Origin of the sequence: Pedobacter sp. GR22-6, assembly GCF_037402555.1 — a bacterium.
Classification (GTDB): domain Bacteria; phylum Bacteroidota; class Bacteroidia; order Sphingobacteriales; family Sphingobacteriaceae; genus Pedobacter.
On the sequence record NZ_JBBEUC010000007.1, the window covers coordinates 133,752 to 150,958 of the forward strand.

Annotated in this window: 18 protein-coding genes; 8 read left to right on the forward strand and 10 right to left on the reverse strand. The window is 39.7% G+C overall.

Annotated features, from left to right (window positions below):
* The first annotated feature begins 98 nt into the window (after window positions 1-98).
* The 4 genes from WAE59_RS24545 (at window position 99) to WAE59_RS24560 (ending at window position 4,535) form a co-directional block, all read left to right on the forward strand.
* The gene (locus WAE59_RS24545) at window positions 99-2,456 is read left to right on the forward strand and encodes a TonB-dependent receptor (protein WP_337858654.1); all 2,358 of its coding nucleotides are present in this window, start codon (window positions 99-101) and stop codon (window positions 2,454-2,456) included.
* A 57-nt stretch (window positions 2,457-2,513) separates the two neighbouring features.
* Window positions 2,514-2,723 (forward strand): hypothetical protein, encoded by a 210-nt coding sequence (locus WAE59_RS24550; protein WP_337858655.1) that lies wholly within the window; start codon window positions 2,514-2,516, stop codon window positions 2,721-2,723.
* A 112-nt stretch (window positions 2,724-2,835) separates the two neighbouring features.
* Window positions 2,836-3,447, forward strand: a complete 612-nt coding sequence (locus tag WAE59_RS24555) for a cupin domain-containing protein (RefSeq protein WP_337858656.1) — start codon at window positions 2,836-2,838, stop codon at window positions 3,445-3,447.
* A gap of 44 nt (window positions 3,448-3,491) precedes the next feature.
* Window positions 3,492-4,535 (forward strand): NAD(P)-dependent alcohol dehydrogenase, encoded by a 1,044-nt coding sequence (locus tag WAE59_RS24560; protein ID WP_337858657.1) that lies wholly within the window; start codon window positions 3,492-3,494, stop codon window positions 4,533-4,535.
* A gap of 1,561 nt (window positions 4,536-6,096) precedes the next feature.
* On the opposite strand, the gene WAE59_RS24565 is transcribed toward WAE59_RS24560, so the two are convergent.
* The gene (locus WAE59_RS24565; protein ID WP_337858658.1) at window positions 6,097-6,636 is read right to left on the reverse strand and encodes a hypothetical protein; all 540 of its coding nucleotides are present in this window, start codon (window positions 6,634-6,636) and stop codon (window positions 6,097-6,099) included.
* 133 nt (window positions 6,637-6,769) lie between these two features.
* Between WAE59_RS24565 and WAE59_RS24570 the strand changes: the two genes are divergently transcribed.
* Window positions 6,770-6,901, forward strand: coding sequence for a hypothetical protein (locus WAE59_RS24570; protein WP_337858659.1), 132 nt, complete (start codon window positions 6,770-6,772; stop codon window positions 6,899-6,901).
* Window positions 6,902-7,091: 190 nt separating this feature from the next.
* On the opposite strand, the gene WAE59_RS25905 is transcribed toward WAE59_RS24570, so the two are convergent.
* The 3 genes from WAE59_RS25905 to WAE59_RS24580 all read right to left on the reverse strand — a co-directional run bounded on the left by WAE59_RS25905 (window position 7,092) and on the right by WAE59_RS24580 (window position 8,267).
* Window positions 7,092-7,307, reverse strand: coding sequence for an HlyD family efflux transporter periplasmic adaptor subunit (locus WAE59_RS25905; RefSeq protein WP_443147274.1), 216 nt, complete (start codon window positions 7,305-7,307; stop codon window positions 7,092-7,094).
* Window positions 7,308-7,414: 107 nt separating this feature from the next.
* On the reverse strand, window positions 7,415-8,017 hold the full coding sequence (locus tag WAE59_RS24575) for a hypothetical protein (protein WP_337858660.1): 603 nt from the start codon (window positions 8,015-8,017) through the stop codon (window positions 7,415-7,417).
* 46 nt (window positions 8,018-8,063) lie between these two features.
* Window positions 8,064-8,267: a hypothetical protein gene (locus tag WAE59_RS24580; protein ID WP_337858661.1), complete on the reverse strand. Its 204-nt coding sequence runs from the start codon at window positions 8,265-8,267 to the stop codon at window positions 8,064-8,066.
* Between WAE59_RS24580 and WAE59_RS24585 the strand changes: the two genes are divergently transcribed.
* The gene (locus WAE59_RS24585) at window positions 8,262-8,723 is read left to right on the forward strand and encodes a JAB domain-containing protein (protein ID WP_337858662.1); all 462 of its coding nucleotides are present in this window, start codon (window positions 8,262-8,264) and stop codon (window positions 8,721-8,723) included. The genes WAE59_RS24580 and WAE59_RS24585 overlap by 6 nt on opposite strands.
* A 316-nt stretch (window positions 8,724-9,039) precedes the next feature.
* On the opposite strand, the gene WAE59_RS24590 is transcribed toward WAE59_RS24585, so the two are convergent.
* On the reverse strand, window positions 9,040-9,270 hold the full coding sequence (locus WAE59_RS24590) for a hypothetical protein (protein WP_337858663.1): 231 nt from the start codon (window positions 9,268-9,270) through the stop codon (window positions 9,040-9,042).
* A 53-nt stretch (window positions 9,271-9,323) separates the two neighbouring features.
* On the opposite strand from WAE59_RS24590, the gene WAE59_RS24595 reads away from it, so the two are divergent.
* Window positions 9,324-9,785 carry a hypothetical protein gene (locus WAE59_RS24595; RefSeq protein WP_337858664.1) on the forward strand — a complete coding sequence of 154 codons (462 nt, stop codon included), beginning with the start codon at window positions 9,324-9,326 and terminating at the stop codon, window positions 9,783-9,785.
* Between the two features lie 40 nt (window positions 9,786-9,825).
* On the opposite strand, the gene WAE59_RS24600 is transcribed toward WAE59_RS24595, so the two are convergent.
* Window positions 9,826-10,008: a hypothetical protein gene (locus WAE59_RS24600; RefSeq protein WP_337858665.1), complete on the reverse strand. Its 183-nt coding sequence runs from the start codon at window positions 10,006-10,008 to the stop codon at window positions 9,826-9,828.
* Window positions 10,009-10,283: 275 nt separating this feature from the next.
* Between WAE59_RS24600 and WAE59_RS24605 the strand changes: the two genes are divergently transcribed.
* Entirely contained in the window at window positions 10,284-11,519 is a 1,236-nt protein-coding gene (locus tag WAE59_RS24605) for an IS256 family transposase (protein ID WP_337858666.1), read from the forward strand.
* Between the two features lie 138 nt (window positions 11,520-11,657).
* Here WAE59_RS24605 and WAE59_RS24610 read toward each other — a convergent pair whose 3' ends face one another.
* The 4 genes from WAE59_RS24610 to WAE59_RS24625 are packed head-to-tail and all read right to left on the reverse strand — an operon-like array spanning window position 11,658 to window position 17,206.
* Window positions 11,658-13,112 (reverse strand): type I restriction-modification system subunit M, encoded by a 1,455-nt coding sequence (locus tag WAE59_RS24610; protein WP_337858667.1) that lies wholly within the window; start codon window positions 13,110-13,112, stop codon window positions 11,658-11,660.
* A 32-nt stretch (window positions 13,113-13,144) separates the two neighbouring features.
* Entirely contained in the window at window positions 13,145-13,987 is an 843-nt protein-coding gene (locus tag WAE59_RS24615) for a hypothetical protein (protein ID WP_337858668.1), read from the reverse strand.
* A complete protein-coding gene (locus WAE59_RS24620) occupies window positions 13,971-15,572 on the reverse strand; it encodes an AAA family ATPase (protein WP_337858669.1) in 1,602 nt (533 codons plus the stop codon). Before WAE59_RS24620 ends, WAE59_RS24615 begins: the two co-directional genes overlap by 17 nt.
* Complete coding sequence (locus WAE59_RS24625; protein ID WP_337858670.1) at window positions 15,569-17,206, reverse strand: restriction endonuclease subunit S; 1,638 nt, start codon at window positions 17,204-17,206, stop codon at window positions 15,569-15,571. The genes WAE59_RS24620 and WAE59_RS24625 overlap by 4 nt, the downstream gene beginning before the upstream one ends.
* Window position 17,207: the final 1 nt, after the last annotated feature.

The following is a 17,207-nucleotide window of genomic DNA, read 5'->3' on the forward strand; positions in this document are numbered from 1 at the left end:
TGTTAAGAAATCCATTGAATATTACCTAAACTGAAATTAAAGACATAGGGGTAAAATGAAAACTCGGTGTCATAAAGGAAAAACAAATCCATATTGACATGAAATTAGTCAGAATTCTACCTATCATTTTTTTCCTTTTCCAGGCCACATTACTGAGTGCCCAGAACAACAAAATCATTAAAGGGACGGTGACCGACAGGCTCTCGGGGCTCCCCCTGTCAGGTGTGAGCATCAAACTGCTTTCCGATGTTACTGTAAAAGCGAGCAGCACAGATGAGAAAGGTCAGTTCCAGCTGACAAGTGTTCCTTTGGGCAGACATATCCTGCAGGCAAGTGCAATGGGCTATCAAACCAGCACACTTTCTGAAGTATTGGTGACCAGTGGTAAAGAACCCGTTTTCAATATTGAAATGGAACAGCAGCTGAATAACCTCAAAGAGGTCGTTGTAAACGCAAATTCCGGCAAAAAACCCTTGAACCAGATGGCCCTGACCAGCGCACGCTCCTTCTCCCCTGAGGAGACGAACCGCTATGCCGGCGGTTTTTTCGATCCCGCAAGAATGGCCCAAAGTTTCGCCGGTGTAGTAGCCGGAGGCGATGACAATGAGATCATCGTACGGGGCAATTCACCCAAAAGTCTGCAATGGCGGCTTGAAGGCATTGAGATCATCAACCCCAACCATTTTGGTGCAGAAGGTTCATCAGGTGGCGCCGTCAGTATGATCAATACCGGGATCCTCGGCACCTCTGATTTCTATACCGGCGCATTACCTGCAGAATACAGCAATGCTTCCGCCGGTGCCTTTGATCTCAAATTCAGAAAAGGGAACACCGAAAAAAGGGAATATGCCTTGACAGTGGGTGTACTGGGTGCAGGCCTTACCCTGGAAGGTCCTTTTAAAAAAGGCTCGGATGCCTCCTACCTGATCAGCTACCGCTATTCCTCACTTAGTCTTCTGGAAAAAGCCGGGCTCGACATCTCTGATGAAGGTGTGCCCAAATACCAGGACCTGTCATTTAATGTCGTGGTTCCCACCAAAAAAGCAGGTACCTTTTCGCTCTTCGGCATCGGCGGAACAGGCGATCTGAAAACAGATGCAGAACGGGATTACACCAAATGGGAGGAACGCATGGACGGCCGCGACATGAATTTTGGTTTTGATGCAGCGAGTGCCGGCCTAAAACACCTATACATTGCCAACTCCAAACTCTACCTGAGCAATATCATCTCCTACTCCGGCAGCCGAAGTTCAAGTCTTGTAGACACCCTATCCAATGACTATACACCCAGCCTGAATGAAAAGACCGGTTTTACCAATACAGCCATTCGGTATGCAGGCGTACTGAACTACAATTTCAACGCGGCCAATTCCCTGCGTGCCGGAATAAACGCCAGCCTTCTTGGCTATAACTTAAGGGCCAGGATTTATGATGCAGAACTCAAACGGCTGAAGGAACTACTGAACCAGGAAGGTAATACCAGCAGTTACGATGCTTTTGTACAGTATAAAGCAGAACTCGGTGCCCAATTGACGATCAACACAGGAATACATGCCAACTATTTCAACCTGAGCGATTCCTGGATCATCGAACCCAGACTTGGCTTAAACTGGAAACCAGGTGGCGGACAAACCATCTCCTTCGCGGCAGGTTTGTACAGCCGAATTGAACCCCTTTCCTTTTACTTTGCAAAAAATGAAAAAGTGAATACAGCTCCCTCCAATCCAGAAAAACTGAAGCCAACCAAATCTGCCCAGGCAGTAGTCGGTTATGAAAAACTGTTCTCCGGCAACCTGAAATTTAAAACAGAGCTCTACTATCAGCACCAGTATGATGTACCTGTATCTTCAGACCCCTCGGTTAATTTTTCCTTACTGAACGTGTCTGACAACTATGCAATCACCTCTTCTTCTTTTCAATCGCTGGTCAATAAAGGAACAGGTAAAAACTATGGACTGGAAGTCTCCCTGGAAAAATCCCTGAGCAAAGGCTATTACTACCTGTTCAGCACTTCCCTGTTCGACTCCAAATTCAAGGCCCTGAGCGGCAAAGCATTCAATACTTCATTCAACACCAGGTATTCTGCCAATCTTGTACTCGGAAAAGAATGGAAGAGCGGAAAAAGCAATCTGTTTGGTCTGAATTCGAAGTTTATCTATGCCGGGGGAAGAAAATATTCGCCTGTACTGGTAGAGGAATCTTTCAGACTTGATGAGGAAGTCATCGATGAAAACAGGGTAAATACACTGACTGCAGATCCCTATTTCCGGATCGATTTTTCTTCCAGCTACCGCATCAATAGCAAAAAGGTGAGCCATCTGATCATTCTGGACATACAAAATGTGATGAACAGGGAAAATACCATAGGGACCCATTACAATGCAAGTAAACGCGTGATAGAACCGATTAAATGGATTGGCATCATTCCGACCATCAATTACCGTCTTGAATTTTAAACCCGGCTGAATAAACAAATTTGGCATTCTGGTAGTTATCTAAAGAAATACTTAGTTATGAACAGATCTATTGGAATTGTACTCATTGTACTCGGTGCAGTGATGCTCATTTGGACAGGCTTTACCTATACAAAAAAAGAAAAGATTATAGATGCCGGCCCGATACAGGTTTCTGCCGACCGGGAAAAAAGTGTAAACTGGCCGCCCTATCTCGGAGGATTACTCGTTCTGGGCGGAATCGTAGTGGTAGCCAGCTCAAAAAAATAAATCAAAAACCCATTATTAAAATGCTTATTTTTGATTGTACGGAATGGCCATCTGCATAGCACTGGCCATTCCGTATTAACGGGAAACATCAGACAATCATCTCAACAACATCATGGAAGACTGGCAGGAACTGATTGATTCGGGATTACTGGATTTATACGTTTTAGGTGAAACTAATGCGGAGGAAAATCTTTATATCGAAAAAATGTCGGCACTTCATCCGGAAATCCAGCGGGAAATCAATGAAATCGGCATTGCTTTAGAAAAATACGCCCTCAATCATGCGATTCAGCCAGATCCGATCATTAAACCTTTTCTATTAGCTACCATAGATTACACGACAAGATTAAAAGCCGGCGAACCCGTTTCTCTTGCGCCGACTTTAAACGAACATGCTTCCGCAAAAGATTACCAGCAATGGCTGGAGCGGCCAGACATGGTATTGCCAGCGGATTTTGAAGATGTTCATGCCAGGATCCTCAGTTACACCCCCGAAGCCATTACAGCCATTGTATGGATCAAAGAAATGGCTCCACAGGAGGTACATGACCAGGAATATGAACGTTTTTTGATTCTTGAAGGTACCTGCAGCATTTATATCGAAGACCAGATCTATCATCTGAATCCAGGGGACTATCTTCAAATTCCCCTGCACAGCAAACATCATGTCATAGTAACATCAGAAAAGCCCTGCAAGGTTATTCTTCAAAGGGTTGCGGCCTGATACTTGCGCGCCTTAGAAAGTGAATTATTTTAAAAAACATAATTATGATATCAGCAAAAGGATACGCTGCACAAAATGAAGTCAGCGATTTGGCCCCTTGGGATTTCCAGAGACGTGAAGTAGGACCGCATGATGTACAGTTCGACATCTTATACTGTGGTGTATGTCACTCGGACCTGCACCAGATCAAGAACGACTGGTTTCCAGGCATATTCCCAATGGTACCCGGCCATGAAATCGTAGGCCGCGTAGTAAAAGTAGGCGACCATGTGACCAAATTCAAAGTAGGTGACCTCGCCGGAACAGGTTGTATGGTTGACTCTTGTCAGACTTGCGAGAACTGCAAACAGGACCTGGAACAATACTGTCTGGAAGGAAATACCCAAACCTACAATGGTATGGAACGTGACGGCTCTTCTCCCACCTATGGTGGTTACAGCAATACCATTGTGGTAAGGGAAGAATTTGTATTGCACATTTCAGATAAGCTGGACCTTGCGGCTGTGGCACCGCTGTTGTGTGCCGGCATTACTACCTATTCACCATTGAGGCACTGGAAAGTAGGAAAAGGTCATAAACTGGCAGTACTAGGACTAGGTGGACTGGGCCATATGGCTGTGAAATTTGGCGTAGCCTTTGGCGCTGAGGTGACCGTACTCAGTACTTCACCTAAAAAAGAGGAAGATGCAAAGAAACTGGGAGCCCATCATTTTGTAGTCACCACAGACGAGGCCCAGGTGAAAGCAGCCCGTGGTTCTTTTGATTTTATACTGGATACCGTATCTGCCGAACACGATTTCAATATGTATTTATCCTTACTGAGAACGAACGGAACAATGATCTGTGTAGGTGTACCACCAAAACCTGCAGAAGTGGCCGCATTTAGCCTCCTTGGAGGTCGTAAAAGCCTTGCAGGTTCAGGCATAGGGGGCATTGCTGAAACTCAGGAAATGTTAGATTTCTGCGCAGAACATGGTATTGTATCAGACATCGAGATGATCGACATTAAGGATATCAAGAATGCGTATGAGCGCATGGAAAAAGGCGACGTGCGTTATCGCTTTGTAATCGATATTGCCACCCTATAAACTGACGAATATTTTCATCTTGCGAACCGGTTCTGGACACGTATATCACTGCTTCGGAACCGGTTCTTTCGTAACAGGGAACCAACAGGGATATAACAGGGGGATAACAGGGACTTAACAGGGGCAAATGGCTGTAATTTGCCTGTTAGATTCCAGTCATATCCGGGTGAGATCCGCATTACGTAAACACCATTCTACTTGATGGTATACAGCAAGCATATCAGCGATACTATACAGGAGCAATTATCATATCCATGAGTGGGGATTGCGAGATTAGAAATTGGCCTAAACCAAAAAAGCCTTACATTTCTGTAAGGCTTTTGATTTGGCTCCCTCTGCTGGGCTCGAACCAGCGACCCTCTGATTAACAGACAGGAGCTCCCAATCTATAAAAGTATGTTTATCAAGTATTTATAACGACATAAGAAATCTTTGTTACGTATTTGTTACGGTTTTGTTTATTATTACTAATATACAAAAATAGGCTCTTATTCCAAAATGTGGCCGATAATAAATTAGTAAATATCTTTATATAGACGAAGATCCCGATACATGGATTTCAGTCCTTTTTACAAGGCTTGTATGTTATTTATTTTCTGTATCTTATGACTCGCTTTGTCTCGGCTGTAAAACGATCGTAAAACAGGTTCGATATCTATTTATCACCCTGTAACTGCCCCGCTTCCGGATGATCTAAATGTGTTCCTCCTTATCTAGGGACTGTCCTGATTAAACATTGAAATATGAAAGAAAGAATATTAGTTAACTTGTTTATAGCCTTTATTATTTTCCCAATGTATCCACTATTGAAATCATTCATAGAGATGGATGTGTTAAATAATAGTAAACAGTTTTCAGGAAGTTTTTCAAGTTATATAATGGCTAATTGGGAAGTGATTTTAATGATGCCTGTCTTAAGTTTGATATTTATACTACTTCCTTATAACTTACTCCTTTTTCATCTCAGTAAATCGTACAGATTGTCCCTTCTACAGAAAATACTTTTATTTCTAGGTATATTGGTAGCTCTAACCATACTATTCGGAACAATAGTAAACTTATGGATGACACCTCTTTGGAAAAATGTTTTGTATATAATTGCCTTTAGCCCCCTAAGCGTAATTTCTGCGTCCTTAATTCAAAGATTCGCAGATCGAGGGGATATTAGACTTAGTAGAGCGATTTAAAAAACCTGGCGCAGGAAATCGTACTGAGGTTACAGAAAAGAAAAATAGCACAAAATAATTAATGGTGTTTTGGGAAAGCCCCTGTTGTATTGCATCAGGGACTTTATATTGGGAGTGTAACGTGAACTGTGTCAGTTAATAAATTAACGCCTCAGAAGCCTCTACTCTCCTGAAGAATTCTGTCACCAAATTTAATATATAATTGCGAGCATGCCTGTCCCCTGTTATGGATTGGCATTGTCCATTTCTTACTGATCCGCCCATTTCCTGTCCAAAAGATTGCAAGGCAAAGCAAAGTAAGGCCCACATAAATAACATGGATTTACCACTGAAAGCGTAATTGAGATACATAATTTATCGATAATTTGTGAAAATCAATTTAATGAAAGATCGAAACGGCCATTTCTGACTTCAACTTTTTTTCCCTCTGGAGAGATCGCGTCGTACGTAAACGTGCCCGAAATTATTTTAGATGTTAATTTCAGGATATGCAATTGGCCATTCAATTCAGAAGAGCTGTCGTAAGACATACGCTCCAGGTCAGCGGTATGAACATACTTGGCATAAACAACCCCAGTCGTTCCTGGACTCCCCAATCTATATGTAACACCTTCGGATAGCAGTATTCCCTGCGACTGGAAATATAAGGTAATCCAGCTACGCTCACTTTCATTTCTGGGAGCGGTTATACTCAATTCAGGTATCGGAACACCAGCATAATACGCCGATAAACTGAGCGCAATATTGAAACGTACCTTTGGCACAAACACCTTTCCGTCAATCACACAGCCAAAAGTATTTTTACCCTCTGTACTTACTTCAGGCAATTGATCGGGTTGATTTGACTTTTTACAGGAGAGAATCAGTGTTAACACTGACAGTGTACATAACAGGAAACTTTTTTTGAGGAACATTTGAGCTTTAATTTTTGGATGATTTTTAACACCAAAAATATGATCATATTCCCCACAGCATGTATGTTTTACATTATCAAATTATTAACACAAGTAAAATTGTATCTATAACAATCCTGAATATAACATGCAGGTGAAAGCAGTCGAATTAGAGGTTCATGATCCAATCGGCATGGCAAAGAAATACGGGATCAGTGTTGGTCGCTTACCAGGTTGGGACAATGATCTCAAATCCCCAGAGCTGATCAGGCAGTTGAATAGCTAAACCGCGCGGTCAGAAAAACAAAGATCAAAGAGAAAATGAAGGCGCATTTGACCGCCATTGAGACCATCTCAAACGTAAAATGAAGATCGACCTACAGTCTTACTGATTTTTTGACCTTTGTCAAATGTTTTTCCAGTGCTGGCGATTATTTTTGAGCATAAATATTCCTGTTTCTAATACGGATAGACGCTCAACCAATTTTATCTAAAGAAAGATAGGTTACGGTGCCTTTCAACATTCCATATTGTTCAAATGGGTAACTTTTCAATTTTATCAAAGCTTTCTGCCCCACCTTGACCTTTCCCATATTATATTGCGAAATATGGACTTCTCCAAAAAAACCGGTTCCTTTTGGACTCACAATAAATAGCTCACTACCTGAATTTACTGTTTGATATTCCTGTATGTTGCGATTCCAATTTCCCCGATATTGTCACAATATAAAACCTATATTGTTACTGGGGTAGATTCATTACTTTCAAAAAGGTTTGGGGCAAAATCTAAATTTATTTGTCAACGATTATAAAATCCTCTCAAAGCGCTGTGGTACGAAACCAATCTCTGAGTTCTTTCAACTGAAAACCTTGCATTTTTCTCGCTAAATTCTTTCTCGGGATCCCAACCGGGATAGCTTTTCTGTTGAATTCCATACCTGGCAGCTAATTCTTTTGAGAGTTTGAAAGCTTGCAATCCATAACTACTAAACCAAAATGCGCGTTCCGAGTACCAATGTAAATAGTTTACTCCTTGTGATATATCCCAAAGGTCGCTAATAAGCCGTGCCGATCCATTTACTTCAGATGGGAAAGCCAGAATCTTGTACATCAGCTCATGGTCAATACTTTTCCAGTCGACATCATCAGGATATCTTGGTGCATCTGGCGCCTGTACTTTTGGCACCCTAAAACCTTCTGGATCTGGCTGACCGAAATGCAGACCGTCCTCCCTGACTACCTCTGCACAAAGTTCCATGAACTGATCGAGTATGCATACAATGCGGATAGCCAAATATCTCGCAGCTCGCTCGCTCTCTTTTTTGCTCATCCAATAGCTCTGGTACCAAGTCAAGCCAGCACCAATTAAAACACCAACCAGGCCAAATATTGCTTCCGTCATTTGAGAATGATAATAATGACATGAATATAACTCAAAAATTGAATTTTTAAGGGCTTCCTTGCTTTAATTCCTCACTAATCTCAACGGTCTTTTCTTTCAGGTAAGCTACGCCAAAGTAGTATTTCACAAAAATGGGTATCCTGTCAGGAGCCTCCACATTTTTAAATCTCCACTTTTCCTGTGTAGAACAGACCATCAATAAAGCTTCATAATTAAATCGTGTAAACCCTAAACCCTTAAAATTATGCATGCGCAAACCAATCTATTCCAGCTCTCTGAGATCAAAGTAAGTTACCTTCCGAAATTCCGGGCCACTGAGCGGCCGAAAATTAACGGCTCCAAATATGCTTATGAAATCCTATCCAATAACTGGGATCAGGGCATTATAGAAATGCGGGAACAAATGAAGGTGATGCTATTGAATAGAGCGAACCATGTATTAGGGATCTATGATGTTTCCATCGGCGGACAGGCGGGTACTGTCTGCGATCCGAAAATTATCTTCTCGGTTGCTTTGAAAGCCAATGCAGCTGGTATCATCTTAGCGCACAATCACCCTTCCGGAAACCTGATGCCAAGTCAACAGGATTTTCAAATTACCAGAAAGCTTGTCGAAGCCGGAAAAATACTTGAACTCCCTGTGATCGATCATTTGATCCTGACCAAACGCGGTTACTATTCCTTCGGAGATGAGGGGCTCATTTGAGTCCGACAAAATTAGTTGACAATTATGCGGAACCTTCTTGAGTAAAATATCTTGTCGCTGGTTTTCAGTATAAAAACTTTGATTCCTCATTCCTTAGCTCTTTGATTTCATCTCATCTTTAATCTCCTCCTGATACACTGTTCCGGCCTCATTGTAGCTCTATAAGTTAGGACCATTTGCCGTTGGGATTGAGCGTACGGGAAATTTTCAAACGGGCCGGTTGCTGCTCTCCTTTTGGGCTGTTCTAGGTTCTCCTTGACATCAAATACTGTCGATGAGGGCGCAAAAATTCAAACCAGCAGCAATGGGCTAATCCTTAATAGATTCGGAAACGCAGCGATAGGTTCCTTGCGATAGCAGCCAGTAGTTCGGCCCGCCCGGATATGGTCGGATCCGAGCGCCAATATTTGTCAGGGGCCTTAGTGAATTCGTATTCCTCCCCATCCAGTTCTATCCGAATGGCTAGCATGTCCCTGGTAATGGGCTTGGTCAGGATGGTATAGCTGTAATCCTTTTGCTCAAAGTGAATTCGAAGTGGCAGACTCATACTGCGAATATAGGATTGGGGAACATAAATCCGAACAGGAATTTAATCAAAGCATGGAAAACATTTCATGGGCTCCCCGGTTAGCTAATATGACACTCAAAATCATTGGCTACCTGCTGTACCTCATTATCTTTACTTACTGCTATTTTATCCTGAACAGAAGAATGGGGAATAAATGGATATTAATCGGCTACCCACTTCTCTTCTTAGCCAGCATCTACCCGATCAAAATCTGGTTTGACTATGTGCGCCCGATTTACAATCAGGCTTTCACAGACAGCTGGCTTAAAATTTTGTTGATGTCAGTAGCGGGATTTTGCTTGTTCAATTTTATTTACGGCATCATTAATTTGATGGTCGGTGCCCAAGTGAGCTTCCATAGCAGGTATGGCAAACCTAAATTGAACCTGGTAAAGTTTGTCCTTAAGAACGCCGACAAGATCAGATCAGGTTACCATTTGTTCTTTTATACCGGTGGAGTTTTTACCGTCGGAGTCTGCTTTTTGAAATATTGACACCAATTACTGCAGTAGGCAATGCACCAACAGGCCTCCCCTAGCTGGTTACATCTTCACATATCAGATATACGGTGTGATATTTACCTGCAAGTGCTGACCTGATTGCTGGGGAACGAATTGGCCGGCGTTCAGGTTCATCTGCTCTGGTCACTAAGGCCGTAGCGAGCATCCGCATACTGGCAGCTCCGGTAGCCAGGTAACGATTCATTTTATATTTCATTTAAGCAAGTTTTCAACTTACTATCCCTCCCACTGCACTAGTCGCAGCAGTTCGGACATAAACATATTTTCTGCCGACTCTGAACGTATATATTTATCTGATCAGACTGATTATCTACCAAAATAACCCTAAATACATCAGCAGAAGAGAATATTAGATTCGTAAGGTTCATTAGTTTCTAACGACCACAATTATTCAATTATCATAATTACCACCAAAAGGAGGGTGTTTCACAAACTGTGTCAATAGTGTAACTTTAAACTATCGACATAAGTATGGCAACACAAGAAGACTTTGATTTTGAAAGCTTTAAGAAGGAAGCTATCGCTGGCTCATATGCCGGCAAGAAAATGACTGGCACGGACGGAGTACTAGCCCCGATGATGAAACACTTTCTGGAATCTATGATGACCGGTGAGCTGGAGCACCATATTTCCGAGAGTAAACTGGCTGGTCAGGCTAACCGCAAGAACGGCAAAAGCAAGAAGACAGTACGGAGCTTAAGCTCGGGAGAATTTGAGCTTGAAACCGGCCGGGACCGTCTGGGCACCTTTGACCCTAAGGTTGTCCCCAAGCGTCAGCTGATCATTACTGAGGAACTGGAAGGTAACATTCTCTCGATGTATGCCATGGGCATGAGTACGCGTGCCATGCGGGATTATGTGCAGGAAATGTACGCTATGGATATCTCTGCTGCAGAGATATCAAGGATTACTGACAGTGTGCTTCCAGCAGTACAGGAATGGCGCAATCGTCCGCTGGAGGCCGTTTACCCCTTTGTATTCCTGGATTGTATGTTCTTCAAGGTTCGGATAAACGGAGCGGTGGAAACCCGTGCCATCTACAATATACCGGGTGTGGACATTGAGGGCAAGAAAGATGTGTTAGGTCTTTATACTTCCGAAAACGAAGGCGCCAAATTCTGGCTGTCAGTGCATACCGATTTGAAAGCGCGTGGTGTAGAAGACATCCTGATTGCCTGCATTGATGGATTGAAAGGTTTCCCTGAAGCGGTGGAGGCGATTTTCCCCAAGACAAGGGAACAGCTTTGCATTGTTCACCAGATCCGTGCATCCATGCGCTATGTCCCTGAGAAAGACAAGAAGGTCGTAATGGCTGATATGAAACCAATCTATCAGGCAAATAACGAACAGCAGGGATATGAAAGACTGCTGGAGTTTGAAGAGAAGTGGGGTAAGAAATATCCCCTGAGTTGTAAGTCATGGCTGGACAACTGGGTAAACCTCTCTGCATTCTTTGAGTACGACCAGGTGATCCGAAAGGTCATTTACACCACCAATCCAATTGAGGGCGTGCATCGCCAGATCCGTAAAATAACCAAGACAAAAGGGGCTTTCTCATCCAAACAGGCGCTGATGAAACTCATGTATTTGGTCATTAAAAATATCAGTAAAAAATGGACAATGCCAATCCATAACTGGGGACTGGCATTTTCACAGCTTTATATTAAATTTGGTGACAGAATTCTTCAGGAGAATAGAGGATTCTGAGAGGCGTTAATTTTGAAACTGACACAGTTCACGTTACACTCCCACCAAAAGTGAAGAATAGCCCAAACTATTGTTGAAATCTCCACTAGTATCTCCGATTCAAATATTCTTATTTTTTGTTCGTCATCCATTATAATGCTAGGTTACAGAATCCCTTATTGTTTTGAAGTTCGCTAACGCACTTTCAATGTTTTCGATAATATCGCCAAGCAGGACATCTGGTTCTGGAATATTTTCGAAATCGATAAAATTATCATCCTTTAGCCAAAATAGGTCTAAGCTAGCTTTGTCTCGACTAGTAATTTCATCCTTAGAGTATTTTCGCCATCTACCTGATGGTGTATTTTTACTCCAAGATTGAACTCTGTCTTTTTCTTTACCAGGCATGTAACAATTGATAAAATCCTTTAAATCTCTGAAAGCAATAGGGTTGTTCTTAGGAGTGTGATGAATATTTGTCCTGTAATCATAAAACCATATATCTTTAGTACCTTTCTTATTCTCGTTTTTTTCAAAAAACAAAACATTTGATTTTACCCCTTGCGCATAAAAGATTCCCGTTGGCAGTCGGAGAATAGTATGAAGATTGACATTTTCTAAAATATTTCTGCGTATTATCTCTCCGGCGCCGCCTTCAAATAGAACATTATCGGGAAGAACTACGGCAGCGCGCCCATCATCCGCTAACATCGAAATAATATGTTGTAGAAATGCTAATTGCTTATTGCTTGTAGTAATCCAAAAATCTTTTCGCAAAAAATATCCGTCTTTTTCTGCAAGTTGTTCATCAGTAGTAGGAACATCACTACTACTTTTTCCGAATGGAGGATTCGCTAAGACAATTTTTACCTTCGGAATTTCTTTTCCAATTTTAGCAGGATTAAGACTATCTGAGACTTGTATATCTGGTGTTTTTTTTAAATCACCTACACCATGTAAATATAAATTCATTAAACATAATCTTGCAGTAGCTTTTTCAATTTCCCACCCGTGAAATGTGTCAAATTTCAAAAAGCGTTTTTCTTCCGATGATAGGGTATAATTGCTGTCAAGAAAGTTTAAGGCTCCTAAAAAAAAACCACCAGTACCACAAGAAGGATCTGCAATTGTTTCCTTTGGTTTTGGTGTTAAGCAATGAACCATTGCCTGTATTACTGGACGTGGGGTGAAATATTGCCCTGCTCCGCTATTTTCTGCGTTTTTTTGTAATAATGTTTCATAAATTTCACCTTTTACATCTGAATCAGTAGATGACCAATTGTCCTCGTTGATTAGTTGCAATAATTTCTTTAACTTAGTAGAATCATGAATCTTATTTTGAGCTCCTGCAAATATTTTCTCCAACATTCCACCTGTACTGGCTAAAGACTTAAGTATTTTCTCATATTGATCTAACAAATCCCCTCCTTTCGTCGCAATAAGACTTTTCCAATTGCATATTGGAGGTAAGTTGTATTTATCTTGATTTTCGTCTGCCATCTTTAAAAAAAGAATATAAGTCAGTTGTTCAAGGTAGTCGTTATAACCAAGGCCATCATCTCGGAGAGTATCACAGTATGACCATATTTTTTGTGCTATGTTGTTTGTAGACATATATTTGTGTTGATATAAGTGGACAGAATACATTAATTAGTATAATCTTTGCAGTATACCGATGAATCAATGCTTTCTTCAATTATGCGCTGTGACCAATCAAATCCTGAACTTCTAAGGCAACTTCTATATGTTGCTGAAAGTTCTGTACATGGTGCTATCATTTTTCTGAATGATTCAAATTTGGACATGATTTTCTCCTCCGTTTTAGCGGATTGATTTAATTCAAATTCGTCAATCAAATATTGAGTCTCCAGAATTTGATCTACTGTTGTTCGCCATATCCTTTTTCTTTCTTCTTTCAAGTCTTCATAATTCAGATCATACCATTCAATTGTTTCTTTAGCCCTTATGTATGACCAGTTGGCAATTTTTTCATTAGCTGTAGGTATTGCTTTTCCTGTTTCCTCGAAATTTATCAATTTGACATCCTCTAGTTTACAAGGGTCTAGCAAATAATATATTTCATCTTGGACGGGATCAGAATATAGAGCGGCTTTGTGTCTTTTAACGGGAAAATAATCACCTTTTTTACTATTGCCAACACTTCCCATTAACCTGTAATTTTCCCAATCAAAGGCCAACCACCAATACCCTCCCATATCCGAGTTGTCAATTCCAATAGATTTTTTTTTAGGTCTGAAGTGATCTACATGATAATGCGAATAAAGCTCCCTGGCTTCTGAATACCAGCATTTACCGTAGGAAATCGATTTTAATGTCTGTTTTAGAAGTTTCCAAACCCTATGATTTTTATCAATTATCTCATAACGCTCTTTATCGTCCGCTGCTGCAATCATCGCATCAGTAATTGATTTTGCTTTTTTTAACCATTTGGCACTTGGAGGAACCGTTTTATTATTTACGTAAATCATCTTTTTCTTTTTTAAATAATTTTTCTAAGATTCCAAGCGCAGATTTATTTTGTTTTTTAATATCCTCTTTATCTAACTTCCTATTTTTAAACTCATCTAGATTAGCCACATTTGCGAGAAATTTTGAGTATAGGGGATCCTTGAAGGTGTATGTGAACCCTAGCGAGTTGATTTCTAAAAATAGCTCTGTTAGACGTGATCTATCATCTTCTGATAATTCACCTATAGACTCTTTGTAAATAAGGTTATTTCTTTCATCAAGTAGTTCTTGAGTGGGTTTATCTAAGGTTGTTGCTAGTCCAAATAATTCGCTTGTAAGGATACCGGCAACGCCTAGTCCAATAGGATCAATATCAGGTTGCAAAGCAGTTACTTTTCCTTTTTCGTCGCTTCTAAATACCCGGATCTGTTCCTTTACTAAGCCGCCAATTACTAATGGATCATGCGTGTTGATAAGAATTTGGGTTGTTTCATCTCGGCCTACATAATCTCTAAAATATTCAAGGTACTTCCATTTCCAAATAGGATTTAAGTGGGTGTCTGGTTCATCAAGAAGAATAAGGGACTCCCTGTCTTTTAAAAATCTCAACATTCCTAATACAGTTAGCAATTGCTGCTCACCTTCACTCATCTCACTAAAAGGTATCTTATCCGAAGAAGTTTTCTTTTCGACCTTAACCTTAATATCTTCTATTAAGTCGGATATATGAGTACTTTCTAAAGCATTGAAAAACTGTATTCCTGTTTTATAATATTCTGTGGCAAGATCAGCAAGCTTCTTTTTGTCTTCTACAAATAAATAGAGTCTATCTTGAACTTCACTCTTTTTATACCCAACCTGGGTAGTTTCTTTATTGTAAATCGGAGCTAAGGAAAAAGACCAAAGCTGTTCCAAAAATGATCTGACTAATCCACTAGAGTTCCAGAACATTTCTTTGTCTGAACTAGACTTACTCCATATAGGCTTTTTTAAAACTAATAATAATGAGTGTAAATCTAAGATACCGAGTTCCTCCTTTAAGAATTTAAGAACCTTTTCTTTTTGGTCAGAGAATATAAAAAAAGATAAAATAGCAAATTTTGAATGTATATTTTGAACAAGAAATATTCGTCTCAGAGTATCTATTCTTTTATTTTTTGATTCATCTCTTATAATATCCAAATAGTAATTTCTTTGGTGCTCAATATATACATTTTGTAATCTATCACTTGTCCCAGAATAATATATGAATACATGGTTGGGCAATAGTTCTTCCTTTCTTCTTTCGAATTCAGCTCTTGATAATATTCTTTTATCAATCCAATCTATTCCATCTTTGCTTTCCCAAACTTCAAATTCATATTTTTGAGATATAGCTTCCACAATTATTTTTTTAGCTTTACACGTATAAATAATCTTAAAGTCAAATGGTGGTTCCTTCTTTAGATCAAGGTTTTTGAATATTAATACTAATGCTTCAAAGAAATTTGATTTTCCAGTTGCGTTTTGACCAAGAAAAATGTTCTCCCATTGATTTTCATCAATATCAATATCAAATTCAATCAAATTTTTGAATTTTTTAATATATACCTTATCTATTCTCATTTTTTTTCAGATATTTTTAGAAATGACTCTTTGCCGTTGCGTGGCATTTCAACGATTTCTCCAGCTTCAATATGTTTTTTTAATTGCGCATAAAAGTCATCAATATTGTCCCTAAGATTTGATGATTGCCATAATTCTTTCGCCGCCACAGGCTTTTTAGTAGCTATTAATATGTCAATAATATCTTTTAATTCTTCAGCCATCATTTTTATTTTAGCAGGTGTAGTATTTTTTTTCTTTTGTTCGCCATTTATGTAGATTTCTCTCTCTATTCTTGTTCTTTCCAGTAAAGCCGTCGCAGATTCGTTACTAAGGTTTTGTTCTGTCAATTTACCTTCAAAGGCTTTATTTAATGTTATGTGTTTGAAATTTTCAATAAGCTTTGTATTATCTTTAATTGTATTTTCTAAATTGTCGCATTTAGACAGAACACTTCCAAGTATTTTTACAATCTCTTCTTGTTCCGCTATAGAAGTAATTGGCACATACAGTTCTGACAATTTAGTACCGTTAACATTAGGCTGCCCAATTCCCACTTGACCGTCTGTTATTTGTCTCCAATAAAATTCAGACTGAAAAAAATAATAGATATATTCTGGAATGAACGTTTCCATTAATCTAACACGTATTAAATATGAAGCATAAACTGCTTCCGGTGGATTCGTTTTTATTAAATAACTTTTCCCAACTGTAGCACCAGTTCTCGCAAAAACCAAATCCCCTGATCGAAGTAGATATTTCCCTTTTTTGTCATCTGATACTTTACAGTATGGGACAGATCCCCAATCGACATTATTGTCTTGTATATCTGTAATTCTCAAAAATTTGGGACCAATAGGCTCTTTTGTTGATTTTTCAGTATATCCGTATTCTATGTTGTTTGATATTTCTCTCAGTTGAGTCCAAACCCAAGGTTCAGGTAGTCGCTTTAATTGAAAAAGTGTTTCATGAGATAACTTTGGAAAAGTTTCAGTTGTGGAAATATTCTGTTTTGAACTTCTCCATTCTTTTGTAAGTACACCTTCAAATGCGTTTCTGAGAATCGACTGTCGATAAACTTTTAATTGTTTTAATGACGTCGATAGTTGTTCTTTTCCATTTTCAAGTTCACTTAATAATTCGTCCAGCAGTGAAACTATTTTATCTTGCTCAACTAGAGAAGGTATAGGAATATTTTGATCAAGAACTATTTGATTGGTTACAGCTGGATAGCTTGTTCCTTTTGCCAATTTATTGATTCGACTAATAAACTCCGCACTTAAAACGTAGTAATAGACATACTTAAAGTTTACACCTTTAACTCTTAGTACACAGAATCCTGATGAAGCAATTTGTAGATTGTAACCAGCAGTCACAAGTGCAATATTTTTTAAATATGGTCGTACTGTGGAAAAGAGGATATCATTAGTTTCGACTATTTGTTGAGCCCGTGAGGGCGCTACGCCCCAAGTTAATAATTTGAAATTTTTGATTGACTGTGACGAATTATCAATACTTTCTATGTCAATGTATTGAAATTCATCATCCGAGTTTTCTTGATTTCTATTAGTTTTTCGAATAGGCAAAGTAATCTCGCTGAGTTTTGTCCAAACCCAACCTTCAGGCAACTTATATTTCATATCTTCTTTACCCATA